Raw genomic sequence first — 17585 nt, 5'->3', positions numbered from 1 at the left:
CTTAGATATGAATTTTTGTCTGAAAAAGATCCACTTAATTTATTTTCAAAGTGGTATAAAATAGTACTTAATTCTTCATGTAAAGAGCCAACTGCAATGACACTGGCAACTTGTAACAAGAGCTGTATTCCATCTGCAAGAGTAGTACTACTAAAAGAATATGGTGAGAAAGGCTTTGTATTTTTTACTAATGTAAATAGCAGAAAAGGAAAAGAATTGATCGAAAATCCTAAAGCTGCATTAGTATTTCATTGGATAGAATTTTCTAGACAAGTCAGAATTGAAGGAGATGTTAAGCTTTTAGATAATGAAAAAGCTAGCAAATACTTTTCTTCTCGAGAACGTAATAGTCAAATTAGTACATGGTGTTCCAAACAATCGAGTATTCTAGAAGATTGGCAGAATTTTAAGCAAGCCATTGAACTAAAAGAAAAAGAATTTAATAATGTACAAGTTTCCTGTCCTAGTTTTTGGGTAGGATTTTATGTAATCCCTAAAATAATTGAGTTTTGGCAAGAAGGTGAATATAGGAGACATATTAGATTTAGATATACTCTTATTGCAAAAAATAACTGGAAAAGAGAGCAATTATATCCTTAATAAAGTAATTTATTAAATATATAAATTTACTATAACGTAATAAGATAATATCTGGAAATCAAGCAAAGCTACTTTACCATGCTTCTTGCTGGAAATACAATGAGTATTATATGTTAAGATAGGCGCTATACTAAATAATAAAAATACCGGTTTAAGTTACCTTAATGCTTTTATCTTTAAAAAAAACTCAAATTATGGTAGTATGATATATTATTTATTTTTTTATTATAAGTTATGATATCTTTGTAGAAAATTTATAGCAGTGCTATGACTTAATCATTATGCCATAAAAACTATTATTCAGTAGAAATATATTTTTAAGGAAAATATAGCCAATTGGTCAATATAGCAAAATTTGCTCTCTAGCACAATGATATTCAAGGTATAATTAAATATATATAAAAAAGTTTTCTTATATATAAAAAGAATTTTTCTTTTCTCAATACTATTATATATAATGTACTAATAATATTACATATAGATAGTATAGTAACAATTTCACTTATAATTAGAAATAAAACTAATAATTTAGGCTGACACTATAACCTTCTGCTATTAGCATATAATAAAGATAAATATTAATTTTTTTATTCCTTCTATACAACTTTTCATCAATTAATGATAATAGCTTTTCTGCAAAATTTTAATTTTTCATTGTTATCAAAATAAAATTAATTAAATGAGTTAGATAGTTTTTGAACCTAGATAAGGTTGCGGAGGTAGGATTTGAACCTACGACCTTCAGGTTATGAGCCTGACGAGCTACCGAACTGCTCCACCCCGCGTCATCACCATTTATCCATTTAGTTATTATATATCCAATAATAAAAAATAAAAGAATAAAATCACCACACAGTATACTTTTATATCATTGACTTTTTTAAAAGTATAATCCAAGTTATACACTCAACAATTTTTCTAATAAAAAAACATAATTCGATATGAATTTCTATTTTCAAGTTGTTAAGCTTAACAAAATTTTTTTCTTTAAACCTTAAATATAGCCGTATTATTATAATATTTTCCTTCTATTACAACTTACATTAATTTCCCTTAGAAAAAGCAAATCTATTCTTTTAAGTTATTTCACTCAAGCCTCAATAAGTAGATCAAACAATTTTAAGTAGATACTTAAATTTTTGTAATAAATATGTAGATATCAATAATAAGGGCTTATATAGATAATTTTCCTTTGCTATTGACACAGCATTCATTAATTAATACCTTGTCACCAAAGTAAAATAATAAACATCGTCGCATACTGATAATAATTAGTCAGTATTAATAGTTTAGCATTATACATACACTATACTTTAATAGTTACTTAATTGTGCTATCTATAAACTTAACTACATTAATAATTATTCTAAGTAAAATAATTTATATTATATACTTTTTAAGTATCAAATAAATTTGATATTACTTGTAAAACATTTAATTAATAGTCTATGTATATAATAACTACGCTTTTAAATATTTAGTTATTTTTATTTGTATTCTTTAATATTACCACTTCTTATAGTTAAGTTATTATCATAGTTTTACTTGTGAAAAAGAATTAATATTTTCTTTAGTTTTTATCATAGTTCTAGATATTTTTAGCTAATATAAGGTTGAAGTATCCTAATTGATAATAAAAAATTACTTTTGAAAAAAGTTAATTTATATTATATCCCTATATAAAGAGCAAAATTTTATCCTAAAGCATAAGTAAACTAAAAATACCGAAGGGAAGTACACGTCTTTAATTATATTATAAACATAATACCCAAATAAAGGTTATTATTATAAAATATTACTATAGTATAAAAAAAAGTAAATGAATGCTACTAACTCATAAAGTAAAAGGACTGGTATACTTGAATAAACCCTTCTTCATGTTAAAAAGCCGATTTAATATTTATTGTTGATATAAAAACAGTAAAATATCAAAAAACTTATAAAATTAACTTTTAAGGAGATTTATCAGAATTAAAGAAATCACTTTGATATTAAAAGATGGGGTACATATTATTAATAACTTTTCTAAGATAAATACTAAAGTAAATTATATAGAGTTCATAGAAAAACACTTCACTTTCTAATATTCTCACCTAAATTACTTAATATATCCATTACATACTATTATAATAACAAAAACTCTTAAAAAATAAAATAACTAGTACAAAAAGATAACCTATACTTATATAGCAAACCAACATCATACTATTAATATAAATATTTCTCAAGAAAGCACTTGGATTAATTTTTCATTTTTTAATTTCTCTTTTTAGAAAACCATTTCCTATATCTTTTGACAAGCTAATTTCTTCAGTTACATCATTTAATTAATATAAATAAACACTCATAATAAACTCACAAATAATAGCCACAGTTCATAAATCTGACTAACTTCATGATTACAAAATACAAACTTTAATAAATAATACTTTTATCATTATATTAAATGGCAAAACTAATATCTATACTCATATTATTATGAGACAATACTTTAAAAATTAAAACTTACTATCATCTTAAATATACTTAAACTTTCTTAAGCTTATCTTTTATTATATGAAAAAACTTTACTCAGTTTTCTATTTCTAGAATGATAAAAATTCAAAAATACAAAAGCTATATTCTCCCCACCGAAAAAAAACTTGCCAATCTACATAAAATAAAAGAAGCTGATGAAAAGCAGTGAGTATATCATAACATAATTTCTCTCAACTGAAACAATATTTTTATCTCTATAAGAGAACTACCTCTAAATAATTTTTCAGATTTTAAAATGCTACAACACCTATTATGTAGGTAAATAAACATCTGTAAAATAAAGATCAAAAAAAATAAGATTACATACACATTTACAAAATAAATTATTTTTAGTAGATAAATGAACCTTGTATTTTATCCAATTATTGATATTCTTGTAAATATGAAGCGGGGCGTGGCGCAGTCTGGTAGCGCATTTGGTTTGGGACCAAAGGGTCGGGAGTTCAAATCTCTCTGCCCCGATTTTTTATATCAATCTTAATGTATTTAAAATTTTGTTAAAGCTCACTTTAACTGATATATACCCTTTTACATATTTATATCACATTTTAATTTATTTACCAACTATTAACATATATTTTGTAGTGCATACTCTTTAATAACTCTATAAAATAGACTCATAAGTAAGACAATTAAGCTTCTTTTACTAATATTTATTATGGTTAAAACTGTACAAATTAAAAGAACCGGAGAAATAAAAGTATTAGAATTTATTGATAAAAGTATAGGTGAGCCAAAAGCTGAAGAAGCTTTAGTACGTCATACAGCCATTGGTTTAAACCGTTATGATCTAGAACAGAGAATAGGTATTCGCAAAATTAAAAACTTACCGTTAGTACTTGGAGTGGAAGCAGTAGGAGTTATTGAAAAACTAGGTAAGAAAATAATTAACGGCTTACAAATTGGAGACAAAGTTGGATACTGTACAGCCCCACCAGGGGCATACTGTGAGAAACGTATCATACACCAAAAATACTTAATAAAAATCCCAGAAGAAATGCCAGATGAAATTGTAGCTGCAATACTATTTAAAGGCATGACAGCCCACTATTTAGTCAATCAATCTTATAAAATAAGACCTGGTGCTATTATACTTGTACATGGAGCTAGTGGAGGACTAGGGCAAATAGTATGTCAATGGGCAAATAATAAAAAAGGAATAGTAATAGGTTCTGTAAGCTCTAATGAAAAAATCAAGATAGCTTTACAAAATGGCTGCACATATGCAATAAATTATCATGACAAAGATTTTATTTCTAAAATTATGGAGATCACACAAAATAAAGGAGTTGGTGCAGTATATGATCCTATAGGCTACGCTACAAGCAAGCTTTCTTTTAAGTCTTTAGGAAAATTTGGCATATATATTTCTTATGGACAAATATCAGGGCATGCCCCAATTAGTTTCTCTTTACTTAGCTCACGCTCATTATTCGCTACAGGAACATCAATATATCATTATAAGAATGATAGGTTTACACTAGTGCTTACTGCAATGGAAATTTTTGAAATGATTAAAAAAAAACTTTTAACTGTAAATATTAATAAAAAGTATAAATTTGATGAAATAATAGAAGCTCATCTTGATATGGAAAATAGAAAAATAAGTGGATTAAACATTATAAAAATTTCTTAAGAAAATTCTACTTATTTTAACAATAGACAATACTACTTACCTTAACATTCTCTCTCGGTAACTCTTTGATGAATCGTGAAGCACACATTAATTGCCACTGGTTATTTATTTCCCTTTTACTTACACATGAAATAATTAACATCTCTTTTGCTCTAGTTATTCCAACATATGCAAGCCTTCTTTCTTCCTCTAAAGCCTTACCACTTTTATCCTCAAAAGATTTTTGATGTGGAAACAATCCCTCTTCCCAACCAGGTAAAAACACACATGGAAATTCAAGTCCCTTAGCTGCATGAAGGGTCATAACATATACAGTATTATTATTATCACCCATATTATCCACCTCCATAACTAAGCCTATATGCTCCAAGAAAGTTGTAACATCATCGAAACTTTTTAAAGATGAAATAAGCTCTTTAACATTTTCTATTCGTGTTAAACCTCTCATTTTTTCAATTTTAAGCATTTCCATATATCCTGATTGATCGATTAATACTTCAATAAATTTATATAAAGGTTTTATATTCACCATTTTTTTCCAAACTTTAATTTTATTCAAAAAATCATTTAATGAGAGTTTAATTTTTTCAGTTACTTGATTACCTTCAACTAATACTTTTGCTGCTTCAAAAAAAGAAATCTTACTATCTCGAGCAATCGTATATATCTTTTTTAAAGTTATAACTCCTATGCTCCGTTTTGGCCGATTTATAATTCTTTCAAAAGCCAAGTCGTCGTTGTGATTTATAATTAGTCTTAAATATGCAAGTATATCTCTAATTTCTTGACGTTCATAAAATCTTACACCACTTATTATTTTATAAGGAATTAAATATTTAATAAAATATTCCTCCAGAACTCTAGTTTGAAAAGTAGCCCTTACCAATACTGCAATGTCATTAAATCTATATTTATTGAGTTTTAATATCTGCTCACTTATAAACTTTGCTTCAGCCTGACTATCTCGTAATTTGACTAAATTTACTTTTTCTCCTCCAAAGTTTGTTGTCCATAACTTTTTTTCTAAACGAGTTTTATTATGATTGATAATATATGATGCAGTTGCAAGTATGTGAGACGTCGATCTATAGTTATATTCTAGTTTAAAAGTTTTTGTATTTTTAAAATCGTTAGAAAACTTTGAAATATTTTCAACTTCTGCACCACGCCAACTATATATTGATTGATCATCATCTCCTACACAACAAATATTTAAATGCCCTTCTGCTAAATATTTTAACCAAAGATATTGTATTGTATTTGTATCTTGATATTCATCCACCATAATATACTTAAACTTTTTTTGATAGTAGAATAAAATTTCAATCTTTTGATTAAAAAGCTGCATGTTATACAACAGCAAATCACCAAAATCAACAAAATTAAAATACCTTAACCTTTCTTGATATTGATGATAAATTTGAAGCGTAGTCATATATAAAGGTCCGAATGATTGAATATCTCTTACTTCAGACGGCAATAAGCACTTTTCTTTCCACTGTTGGATTATATTCATAACAGCATTATGCTTCTCCAATAAGTAGCCAGAATTCATTTCACTAATAATATCTTTTATTACCCGTAATTGCTCATCTACATCAATAATTATAAAATCTGAATTTAATCCTATGGTTTCAGCATGACGACGCAAAATTCTTGCTGCAATTGCATGAAAGGTACCAAGCCACGGCATGTTTACACCCGTAAGTTTAAACACTCTCGATACCATTTCATTTGCAGCTTTATTAGTAAACGTGACCGCTAATATTCCATCAGAACTAGCATAACCATTTCTAATTATATATGCTATTCTTGAAATAATAGTTCTAGTTTTCCCCGTTCCAGCTCCAGCCAATACTAAGATTGGTCCATTTACGTTAGTTACAGCCAACTGTTGCTCTGAATTTAATAACAAAAAATACTCATCCATTGTAGTTTCATAGACTATAACTTCATAAAACTAAACCTATGACCAAATATTAGAAAATTTCATTAAATAAAGTAATAAAAAATATATCATTCAATAGCATCAGATAAAATATCTAAACCAAGTTTTTTGTTCTATACCATGAAATATATAGAATCACAGTAGTTAATTAAACTAAAATTTCTGCTTATTAATGGATAAAATAGACATTAAATAACTTAAATACACGATTAACTCTTATTATTTCTATTTTTTTAATTTAAACACCACCTTCTAAACTCTAATCTTAAAAAAAACTAAATCACTAAAATAAATCAACTTATTACCTCACTATATTAAACTTTTCACCTTAAATTTCCTTAAAATAGAGAAATTATTTAGAATACTACCAACAACACTACTGTATACACATTTTAGTGGGATTGGTAGGACTCGAACCTACGACCAATTCGTTATGAGCGAACTGCTCTAACCAATTGAGCTACAATCCCTTTAATGAGTACTATAATACACACAAAAATAAACTTGTCATCAGCTTATTTTACTACTAACCCAACTTGATAAATCATTTATTGCACCAACCTTACGTGCAATTTCTTTACCATCTTGAAATATGATCAAAGTAGGTATAGACTGAACCCCATATTCACCTGGAACATCAACTCCTTCATCTACATTAAATTTACAAATTTTAATTTTACCTTCTTTATCTTGAGCCAATTGATCAATACGTGGCATTAAACTTTTACATGGCCTACACCACTCTGCCCAAAAATCTACTAACACAAATCCTTTATAGTTCCTAACTTCAGATTTAAAATTCTGATCATCCACTGATATAATATCACTCATAAAGTACCTAATTAACCTGTATAATATAACATTCCATCACAACTAATCAACTAATTATTACTAAAAAACTGAAAATTGTTATAAAGCCTGAATAACAAAATCCTTTTACATTTGATAATTAAAAATATCCATATCCCCCCATCCCATCAAATCTAATTGAACACGAGTAGGAAGGAATTCAAAACACTTTTGCGCTAATTCTTTCCTATTTTCACGTTCTAACATCAAATCTAGCTTTTCTTTTATTTTATGAAGATAAAAAATATCAGATGCAGCATATTTTTTTTGTTTGTCTGTCAAATTTTCACTTCCCCAATCAGAAGATTGGGGCTGCTTATTTAACTTAATATCAAGTAACTCTGAACACAATTCTTTTAAACTATGATTATCTGTATAAGTACGAACTAAACGTGAAGCTATTTTTGTACAATAGCATGGCAACGCCCAGATTCCTAAATAATGACGTATTATACTAACATCAAACCGTGCAAAGTGAAATATTTTAGTTATACTTTCATCACCCAATATTCTTTTTAAATTTGGAGCTGCGTAACAATTCTTAAATCGAATTAAGTGAGCACTTCCATCGTTAAAAGAAAGCTGTACAAGGCATAATCTATCTCTACTATGAAATAGTCCCATTGCTTCTGTATCAACAGCTATAAATTTAACGTTATCTGGTATCAAGCTAGCAGGTAAATCATTTTCGTATACAAATATCTTCATAAAGCTTTTAAAATATTAAAGACTAATAATAATTGAAAGTAAATTTTAAGTACATAAATATATATAGATACAGCTGACTAAATTTCAAATATATTAAAATTTACAAATTGTTGTGTATACTTATAATTTGAGAATGATCAGCAACGCGGAAGTAGTTCAGTTGGTAGAACACAACCTTGCCAAGGTTGAAGTCGAGGGTTCGAGTCCCTTCTCCCGCTCTTCCTTCGCCTTCACAAACTCATCAAATAAAGACTCCATTTCTTTACTTTATCCATAATATGGAGCCATTTACTTTCATAATCCACAAACCTATAACAAAAAAATAGAATACTTACTTTACATTTAAATTTTTACACCATCATATATATGATCTCACATTCTATTAATACTCTACTTTAATTATAAAAGCTAAAACTCATTTATTTAAAATCTAAAATAGTAAATATTAATAAATAAAAAAATTAGAACATTAATTACTTTAAATTTCTCCCTCTTGTTTGCTAATAAATCATTAAAATGATCTCAGTAAACAACTTAATTAATCAACAATTATCATTGTATTTTATACTTAGTAAAAATACCTCTTAAATATACTAGAATACATCAATCGACTCTACTAAAACCTCAATTAATAAATAATAGCTAAAGCTTTTTCTGAAATATTGATTTCTTCTACATTTATAATTTTATCATTTTGGTCAAATGAAATTTGTAGAGATTTACTGCTATATTTTTTTCTCCCTAAAAAATTAAACAACTTAATTTTATATGAAATATAATACCAAACATTTTCATTAAATTGAGATATTAATATTGGTAATCCCAAAATATGAATCACTTTTTCTTTATTATCACCTATTTTTATCTTGCTCCATAACTCAATATCAGTACCTGGAGCTCCATGATTATGAATAGTATGTGTGCAGGCTGCTAAAAATAATAAAATTAAGTATATTAATACTCGCACTTCTTTAAAAATTACTCAAAATTACAATACACTGATAAACTATCCATAGTCAAATCCCATAAAAGTAAATTGACTAATTTTAAGTATTGTTTAATATAATATTATTTCACAAAACAATGAGGTATACTTTAATGTCATTGCTAAAATCAGACCCAATATATAAACCTTTTAATTATCCTTGGGCGTATGATGCATGGCTACAGCAACAAAGAATACACTGGATACCTGAAGAAGTTTCACTTGCTGATGATATAAAAGATTGGAAAACTAAACTTTCAAACACAGAAAAAAACTTACTAACTCAAATTTTTAGATTCTTTACCCAAGCAGATATTGAAGTAAATAATTGCTACATGAAACATTACACAAATATATTTAAACCAACAGAAATATGTATGATGCTTGCAAGTTTTTCTAATATGGAAACCATACACATTGCAGCCTACTCATACCTTCTTGATACAATTGGTATGCCAGAAAGTGAATATCAAGCATTTTTAAAATATGATGCTACAAGAAAGAAGTATGAGTACATGCTAGAATTTGAGGAAAGCAAAAAACACGATAAAAAACATGTAGCTAAAACCCTAGCAGTATTTGGTGCATTCACTGAAGGGTTACAGTTATTCGCATCATTTGCAATTTTACTCAATTTTCAACGCTTTGGAAAAATGAAAGGTATGGGACAAATAATAGCCTGGTCAGCACGTGATGAAACTTTACACACCAACTCGATTATTAATTTATTTAATACTTTTATCAAAGAAAATTATGAAATCTGGAACGAAGAGTTTAAAAAAGAATTGTATTCTGCATGTCATACTATTGTTGAACTTGAAGACGAATTTATAAAGCTCGCTTTTAACTTAGGAGACGTTGAAGGACTGTCTGCAAAAAAGGTATACAATTATATACGCTATATAGCAAATAGACGATTAATACAATTAGGCCTAAAACCCATATATAACATTAATAATAATCCCCTCCCATGGCTTGATGAAATACTTAATGGAGTAGAACATACAAACTTCTTTGAAAATAGAGTAACAGAATACAGCCGAGCAGCAACCCAAGGTACATGGGAAGAAGCTTTTGCTGAAAATAACACTGACAATAAATAAAACTATTTACTTTTTAGACATCTACTATCACTCTAGATAGCTAATAAATCTCAAGTTATAAAATATTATTACCAAAATAAATAACTGCAAAATAAATTAATTACCATGCTAATTTAGCAGAAAAAATACCTATATAATTAAACTTTAAAACTAAGATAAATCTTTAAAAAAAAGGTGAAAGGAAAGCACAAATCTAAGAAACAAACAAACTTTATTATTCATTTATTTAAAAAAAACAAACATAATTAAGAAATACTACAATCCTTGTTTCGATAATAGCTAGAACTATTCAGCTGCATTTCTATGTATGTACACCACTATAATTTATAGTTTTACTACAATTCCCTTCAATATAAACAAAAACAATATAACATAAGCAGTCACTAAAAATATTTATGTATATTATTACAGATATTGTAATTATGTACATAAGTACTACTCTCTAATAACTAAAAATTAGATACTCGTTAAACTTAAAGTAAGTTTTTTTTAACTATAAGTTATAAAACTATTGTTTCTAATCATAACTTACATTCTCTTACATAAGAATAAAAAACACTATTTAAATAAATTGATAAAATGAATACAAAAAGAAAAAAATAAGCCTTATCAATAAATAAAAAACTAGATCTTACAAAGAGAAAATTAAGTACTGTAAAATACGATGCAAAAGTTAAGAAAAAGCAGTTACTAATTTACTAAAGTAATAGCCCCATGACAATGCTTATACTTTTTACCTGAGTTACAAGGACATTTATCGTTTCTTGATATTTTCGGAAAACTATTTTTTTTAATAAAATACAGTCTATTAGCTTTTTCTTGATTATCTGATAACTTAAAGTACGCTAGACGATGAACAGTTAGCTCTTTCCATTTTTCAAGCATCGACTCAAACATCAAAAAAGCTTCACGCTTAAACTCATTAAGTGGATCCCTCTGCCCTATAGCACGTAAATTTATACTTTGCCTTAAGCTCTCTAAAACTGAAAGATGTTCCCTCCATAAATAGTCAAGTGTCATAATCATCACTTGTTTTACTACCCTGTTCCATAAGTCTGTAGTATTCTGACTATTAAAATAGTTCTCCTTTTCAGCAAAAAACTCTTGTATTTTATTATTTACATAACTTAACGCTTCTTGTTTATCTAAAAATTCTGTTAGTACTTCTTTATCAAGATTTATACCATATCTTGTATAAAAGACTTCAATAATATCCTCAATACAATCTTCATAATAACCACTTTGCACTACACTTTCTATTATTCTTTCATTTACTTCACTATATATTTCAAATAAATCATTAATTTCATTACCTAAAATATGATTTCTCTGTTCAAAAATAACTTTACGTTGATCATTAATTACATTATCAAACTTAAGTAGAGATTTTCGCACATCATAGTTTTGAGCTTCAACTCTTTTTTGTGCCTTCTCAAGTGCCTTATTAAGCCATGGATGATGAACAGCTTCATCATTCTTTAGCCCCACCTTTTGCAAAAAACCTCTTATTCTATCAGAACCAAATATTCTCATTAAATCATCTTCAAGTGACAAAAAGAATTTAGAAAGCCCAGGATCACCTTGACGACCAGAGCGGCCACGCAACTGATCATCTATTCTTCTACTTTCATGTCTCTCAGTTCCAATAACACATAAACCACCGGCTTTTATAGCAATTTCCTTATCTTTTCTCACTCTTTCAACTATTTCCTGATATTTTTTTTCTCTCTCCTCAGCACTTTTTACCTTCTTTAGTTCCATTTTCATTAACATTTCAATATTTCTACCAAGCTGAATATCAGTTCCACGTCCTGCCATGTTAGTTGCTATAGTAATACTCCCCGGTACTCCAGCCTGTGATATTATGTACGCCTCTTGTTCATGATAACGAGCATTCAACACTGAATGCTTAAGAGAATGACTTCGTAAAAGTACAGAAAGCTTCTCAGAATTTTCAATACTGACCGTACCAACAAGAATTGGTTGAAGACGTTTATGACATTCTTTTATAAATTTCAATACAGCATTAAATTTCTCCTTCTCCGTACCATAAATTTCATCATCAACATCTATTCTCTTTACAGGAACATTAGTTGGAATTTTTACTACATTTAATCTGTATACATCACGAAACTCTTCCGCTTCTGTTGCTGCCGTTCCTGTCATACCAGAAAGCTTATTGTACATACGAAAATAATTCTGAAATGTAATTGATGCTAAAGTTTGGTTCTCACGATGAATCTCAAGATTCTCTTTCGCTTCAAGTGCTTGGTGAAGACCATCAGAATATCTCCTACCCTCTATAATACGCCCAGTGAACTCATCAATAACTACTACCTTACCATCCTTTATTATATAATCTTTATCAGCGGCAAATAACTTATGTGCACGTAATGCTTGATCTACATAATGAATTATAACCATATTATTAGCATCATATAGAGAAGAATTTTCAGGAATAAGATTATATAACCTAAGTAGTTTCTCTACTTGCGACATACCATCTTCAGTAAGAAATACTGCCCTACCCTTTCTATCTATCTCATAATCAGAATCAACTAATTTAGTAACTATTTTATTTATACACCTATATATTTGATTTTTTTCTTCAACTGGACCAGAAATAATAAGTGGAGTACGCGCTTCATCGATCAATATAGAATCTACTTCATCTACTATTGCATAATTAAAACCTCTCTGAACCATATCCTCTTGAGAAAATTTCATATTATCTCGCAAGTAATCAAAAGCAAGTTCATTATTTGTTGAATATACGATATCTGCACTATAAGCTTTTTTCCTCTCAAAATCTGTCAAACCACTTGTAATAGACGCAACAGAAACCCCAAGAAAATTATACAACTTACCCATCCATTCCGCATCACGTTTTGCAAGATAATCATTAACAGTTACAATATGCACACCTTTTCCCTCTAAAGAATTAAGATATGCAGCTAAAGTCGCAACAAGTGTCTTTCCCTCTCCTGTTTTCATTTCTGATATCATGCCATTATGAAGAACTATCCCCCCAATTAACTGAACATCAAAGTGCCTCATGTTAAGAAATCTGCGAGAGGCTTCACGTACAACTGCAAAAGCAGGTACAAGAAGGTTATTTAATGTTTTTCCATTTTTTAATTCTCGTTTAAACTCCTCAGTTTTACCAGCAAGCTCTTCATTAGATAAACTCTGCATTTCCAACTCTAATGCATTTATTTGTTGAACAATTTTTCTGAAAGACTTTATTATTTTTCTGTTTGCTACCTTTTTCACGAAAAAAAGCAATAATATAAAAATAAAAAATATAAAAGAAATTGTTAAAAGCACAATAAAATCTGACATAAATTTAAGTGTCTATTTTTATACAAAATTATATTACTAAACTTAGCTTATAACAATAATATACTAAATTTAATAAACATTTACTTATATTTACAAAGAGCAAACAAAAACACCTCATAATTTATCCTCAAAAGCTTTTTCACTAAAATACATTTACAAAGACTCCATTATATTATCTTAAGCGTTTAATCATTAAAAATTTCTTATAAAAACTCTAGTATAATATGAACAGAAAAACAGTATAAAAAAACTTAGTAGTTTTATATTTTAAAAAGAGCCTCTTTAGTTTTAAAAAAAAGTAATTAAAAAATTATTATAAGTACATAATAAAACCATTAATGCGCATCTTCTCTATTCTAGAGCTTAACAAAATGAATTTAATTAGTATTCAACATAAAAACTTTTGAAATTCAATAATTTTTTCCAAAACAAAAACAAAGATAATACAATTTAAAAAACTTACTTTAGCTCAGCTAAACATACAATACACATTTAATCATAAAAGAAATACTATTTTGAACTTTTAAAGGTTACTTATTATGAAAACATATAGAAGACTCAAAAAGAAAATCTTATGTTTTAATAAATACTTTTTTTAGATCTTAATTTTTAAGACTTATAAGACTCGAACATAGAATATAATATTTATATTCGTCATTCATATTTAATTTCAATAAAAAATCCCTAAAAAGCACAAAAAAGCAGGTCAACATATACATTAAAGAAACATAAAAGATATCAAATTAATTAATGATAAGCATTAAATAATTAAAAATTAGAAAATAATATATTACAAAACAAAAAAAATTATACCAACTGAAAACACTAAAGTTTATAGCATATAAAACATTACAATTATTTACTAGATTAAGAACCTTCAACTCAACCTAATTACAAAATATTATTATCAATAATACTGATTCAGTATAGACTGAATACTAGTTAAAAAAAAAAAGCATTGATATGGCTTTAAACTTTACATCTAATATTTTGAAAGATAAGAAAAATAAAAAAAAAAGATAAACAACAAGACTTCTAATTAACAAAAAAGAAAACTACTTATAAGGAAAATATAGAACATTTTATAGTCTTAGCATTAAAAAAATCTAGTTAATCTAGACAGCTTTCTATATCAAACTCAAACTTTTTTGACATTAAAAATACTAAAAAAAATAACTTGTACACTAGATAATAAACAACATTAACTTCTATAAATTAGAGCAGAATAGATAAAGTTAATATTTAGCATCAAAATTTTGTTTAGAATTGATTCTTAAGAAGAAAAAAATAATCTGGTGACATAAAAAAATATACTACTTCATAGTCTATATTAATTAAAAGATATAAACAAATATTTTTATGAACATTAAAAATATGCTTAAAATACATTTTAAGCATATTAATTAGAATAACTTAAAAAATGTAACTAGTAAGTTAATTACTAATATAAAACTTTAATTACAAAAACATAGTAAACTTATTTCCTACATAAATAAAATGATAAAAACCAAATCTTCACTATTTGTAAACACCCACTTGAAATGCTTTTACTTCTACTAATACATAAACTATAGCAAACAGTGACTATATTAAATAAAAACAAGGAACACTATCTTTAACTTATTAGCAATGAACTGATACTAATTTGTACATTATTTAAATAGTAGCTCTACTTTAGACTTTACTAAAAGCCTTGCAATAATAATCAAAGAGATTAAACTCTACTTTCAAAAATTTTCTATAAAATATAGAAATATACAAGTTATCTCCTATATATTACAAAAAAATAATAACATATTAGTATATAACCTACTTAAGAAAGAAAAAAACTCAAGTTAAAAGAGTAAAAAAATAAAAAAAACTTCAATTTTAAAGAAAAATTAAAAGATTATATAATAATAATTGCTACTATATTCTTGAACATTTGTATTTATATGGACAACTAGTTATCAAGGATAATTTGATAAAAAAACAAAAAAAAGAAAAAAACGAAGTACTATCATTCTTAAAAAGATATATTTTAATCATTTTAAATGGTTACTACACTAAAAAATTTTAATATTAAACTTAAGCAGATAATTCATTAAAAAATAAAAACACTGTTACGAACTCACCCTTTACATATTTTAAAAACAGCATAATCAAGTGCAAGAAATTACTCAATTATTAAAATAGTGAGTAGATGATTTCACATTTTTGCAATATTAAATAAACAACTAACTTAATTATACTTCTAAAAGTAATCTACTCGGATCCTCTATGCAATTTTTTATCTTAACAAGAAAAGTTATTGCTCCTTTACCATCAACTATCTTGTGATCATAAGAGAGGGCAATATACATTATTGGTCTAATTTCAATTGAATTTCCCACAACAACAGGTCTATTTTGTATTGAATGCATTCCAAGTATTCCAGATTGTGGAGGATTTATTATTGGAGTGGAAAGAAGTGAACCATATACTCCACCATTAGAGATAGTAAATGTTGCACCCTCCATTTCTGATACCTGTAACTTACTTTCACGTGCCTTTTTACTAAGAGTAGCCAAAGCTAACTCAATTTCCGCAAATGATATCTGATCAGCACTTCGGATAACAGGAACCACAAGACCCTTATCAGCACCAATAGCAACACCTATATCATAATAATACTTATATATAATTTCTTCACCTGAAATCTCAGCATTAATTTCAGGAACCTCTCTCAAAGCTTGCACCGCTGCTTTTATAAAAAAGGACATAAAACCCAATTTTATTCCATATTTCTTTTCAAAAGCTTCTTTATATTTTGCCCTCAAATTCATTACGTTTTGCATATCAATCTCATTAAACGTAGTTAATATTGCAGCAGTATTTTGTGAAGCCTTTAAACGCGCAGCAATCACTTGCCTTATTTTACTCATTTTTACTCGTTCTTCTCTTCGCTCTCTTATCACCCTTTTTGGCAGTTCTTCATATATTGAAGATTGCTCAATTTTATCTATATAGCTCAAATCTGCTTTCGTTATTCTACCTCCCATTCCAGTCCCCTTAATACTTTCTGCACTGATCGAATTTTCTTTCATAATTTTACGAGCTGATGGAGAGTTTTTTCTAACATGCACTTCACCTAATTCATCTTCACCTGATTCATCTTCTTTTATCTCCCTTATAGAAAGCCTAGCTAACAATTGACCTGGACTTATTACATCATTTTCCTTCACACAAAATTCAGTTATTTGTCCTGAAGCTTCTGCAGTTAACTCAAGTGCTGCCTTATCAGTTTCAATTTCAAAAATTAAATCATCTACTTTTATTGATTCGCCAATATTTCTCTTTATTTTAACTATACCTTCTGTAACCGATTCACCACCAAGAATTTCCGGTGCTCTAATCTCTATAACTTTACTCATAAAACAACCCCCTGCATGAATTTGTTATAATTTTACATATAAAAAATACATAATAAACTAATAAACTTATTCAAAATTAAAAAAGAAGCTTACTATAATCTTTCTCCTACCTCTAATCTAATCTTTACTCAAAATTATCTTCAAAAAATAAAAGTTATGTTTAACTTTCAAGCAAACTTTTCTATTCAAATTAATAACCTCTCACTAATATTCAATGAACTTTTACACATTCTGCCAAGTAACATACATAAAACACATTATTTGTATGCCCAATCAGAAACATAAATCTATAATCCTATAATTAATACTATAAAAAATTTTCCTCTCGATTATTATATTAACCTTCTCTTCAGGTACTAATATTTAAAAAGCCATAACTATAGTAAAATATCTTGCATTACAAAATACCCATCTAAAATTTTCTATTACAAAAAAATAGGCCCAATTGAGAGATGCATTTAGATAAAAAATCACTAAATATCTT

9 protein-coding genes and 4 tRNA genes are annotated in these 17585 nt (G+C 27.3%); 5 read left to right on the top strand and 8 right to left on the bottom strand.

Features of this window, described 5'->3' with window-relative positions:
- Positions 1-15: 15 nt before the first annotated feature.
- Entirely contained in the window at positions 16-600 is a 585-nt protein-coding gene (gene pdxH, locus GOY14_RS00615) for a pyridoxamine 5'-phosphate oxidase (protein WP_175809849.1), read from the top strand.
- 711 nt (positions 601-1311) lie between these two features.
- On the opposite strand, the gene GOY14_RS00610 is transcribed toward pdxH, so the two are convergent.
- Positions 1312-1385 (bottom strand) — tRNA-Met (locus GOY14_RS00610).
- Between the two features lie 2141 nt (positions 1386-3526).
- Here GOY14_RS00610 and GOY14_RS00605 point away from each other — a divergent pair.
- Positions 3527-3600: transfer RNA gene (locus GOY14_RS00605), tRNA-Pro, on the top strand.
- A gap of 196 nt (positions 3601-3796) precedes the next feature.
- Positions 3797-4774 (top strand): quinone oxidoreductase family protein, encoded by a 978-nt coding sequence (locus GOY14_RS00600; RefSeq protein ID WP_175809313.1) that lies wholly within the window; start codon positions 3797-3799, stop codon positions 4772-4774.
- 16 nt (positions 4775-4790) lie between these two features.
- Here the strand turns inward: GOY14_RS00600 and GOY14_RS00595 are convergent, their stop codons facing one another.
- The 4 genes from GOY14_RS00595 to GOY14_RS00580 all read right to left on the bottom strand — a co-directional run bounded on the left by GOY14_RS00595 (position 4791) and on the right by GOY14_RS00580 (position 8279).
- Positions 4791-6704, bottom strand: coding sequence for an ATP-dependent helicase (locus GOY14_RS00595; RefSeq protein WP_175809311.1), 1914 nt, complete (start codon positions 6702-6704; stop codon positions 4791-4793).
- A gap of 414 nt (positions 6705-7118) precedes the next feature.
- Positions 7119-7192, bottom strand: a tRNA-Ile gene (locus tag GOY14_RS00590).
- A gap of 40 nt (positions 7193-7232) precedes the next feature.
- Positions 7233-7553 carry a thioredoxin gene (trxA, locus tag GOY14_RS00585; protein WP_175809310.1) on the bottom strand — a complete coding sequence of 107 codons (321 nt, stop codon included), beginning with the start codon at positions 7551-7553 and terminating at the stop codon, positions 7233-7235.
- Positions 7554-7658: 105 nt separating this feature from the next.
- A complete protein-coding gene (locus GOY14_RS00580; RefSeq protein WP_175809308.1) occupies positions 7659-8279 on the bottom strand; it encodes a ribonuclease D in 621 nt (206 codons plus the stop codon).
- Between the two features lie 145 nt (positions 8280-8424).
- Between GOY14_RS00580 and GOY14_RS00575 the strand changes: the two genes are divergently transcribed.
- Positions 8425-8497: transfer RNA gene (locus GOY14_RS00575), tRNA-Gly, on the top strand.
- Positions 8498-8907: 410 nt separating this feature from the next.
- Here the strand turns inward: GOY14_RS00575 and GOY14_RS00570 are convergent.
- Positions 8908-9246: an outer membrane protein assembly factor BamE gene (locus GOY14_RS00570; RefSeq protein WP_175809306.1), complete on the bottom strand. Its 339-nt coding sequence runs from the start codon at positions 9244-9246 to the stop codon at positions 8908-8910.
- Positions 9247-9377: 131 nt separating this feature from the next.
- On the opposite strand from GOY14_RS00570, the gene GOY14_RS00565 reads away from it, so the two are divergent.
- Complete coding sequence (locus tag GOY14_RS00565) at positions 9378-10367, top strand: ribonucleotide-diphosphate reductase subunit beta (RefSeq protein ID WP_175809848.1); 990 nt, start codon at positions 9378-9380, stop codon at positions 10365-10367.
- Between the two features lie 690 nt (positions 10368-11057).
- Here GOY14_RS00565 and secA read toward each other — a convergent pair.
- Entirely contained in the window at positions 11058-13652 is a 2595-nt protein-coding gene (secA, locus tag GOY14_RS00560) for a preprotein translocase subunit SecA (protein WP_410543577.1), read from the bottom strand.
- A gap of 2282 nt (positions 13653-15934) precedes the next feature.
- A complete protein-coding gene (gene odhB, locus GOY14_RS00555) occupies positions 15935-17101 on the bottom strand; it encodes a 2-oxoglutarate dehydrogenase complex dihydrolipoyllysine-residue succinyltransferase (protein WP_175809302.1) in 1167 nt (388 codons plus the stop codon).
- Between the last annotated feature and the right edge of the window lie 484 nt (positions 17102-17585).

The organism is Wolbachia endosymbiont of Dipetalonema caudispina (assembly GCF_013365495.1).
Taxonomy (GTDB): Bacteria; Pseudomonadota; Alphaproteobacteria; order Rickettsiales; family Anaplasmataceae; genus Wolbachia.
Note: the sequence above shows the minus strand (reverse complement) of the source record. Positions and strands in the feature narration are given on the sequence as shown.

Excerpts from the sequence above, each read along its gene's own strand:
- GOY14_RS00600 (WP_175809313.1), top strand. The coding sequence starts at position 3,797 with ATGGTTAAAACTGTACAAATTAAAAGAACCGGAGAAATAAAAGTATTA.
- trxA (WP_175809310.1), bottom strand. The coding sequence starts at position 7,553 with ATGAGTGATATTATATCAGTGGATGATCAGAATTTTAAATCTGAAGTT.
- GOY14_RS00565 (WP_175809848.1), top strand. The coding sequence starts at position 9,378 with ATGTCATTGCTAAAATCAGACCCAATATATAAACCTTTTAATTATCCT.
- odhB (WP_175809302.1), bottom strand. The coding sequence starts at position 17,101 with ATGAGTAAAGTTATAGAGATTAGAGCACCGGAAATTCTTGGTGGTGAA.
- GOY14_RS00580 (WP_175809308.1), bottom strand. The coding sequence starts at position 8,279 with ATGAAGATATTTGTATACGAAAATGATTTACCTGCTAGCTTGATACCA.
- GOY14_RS00595 (WP_175809311.1), bottom strand. The coding sequence starts at position 6,704 with ATGGATGAGTATTTTTTGTTATTAAATTCAGAGCAACAGTTGGCTGTA.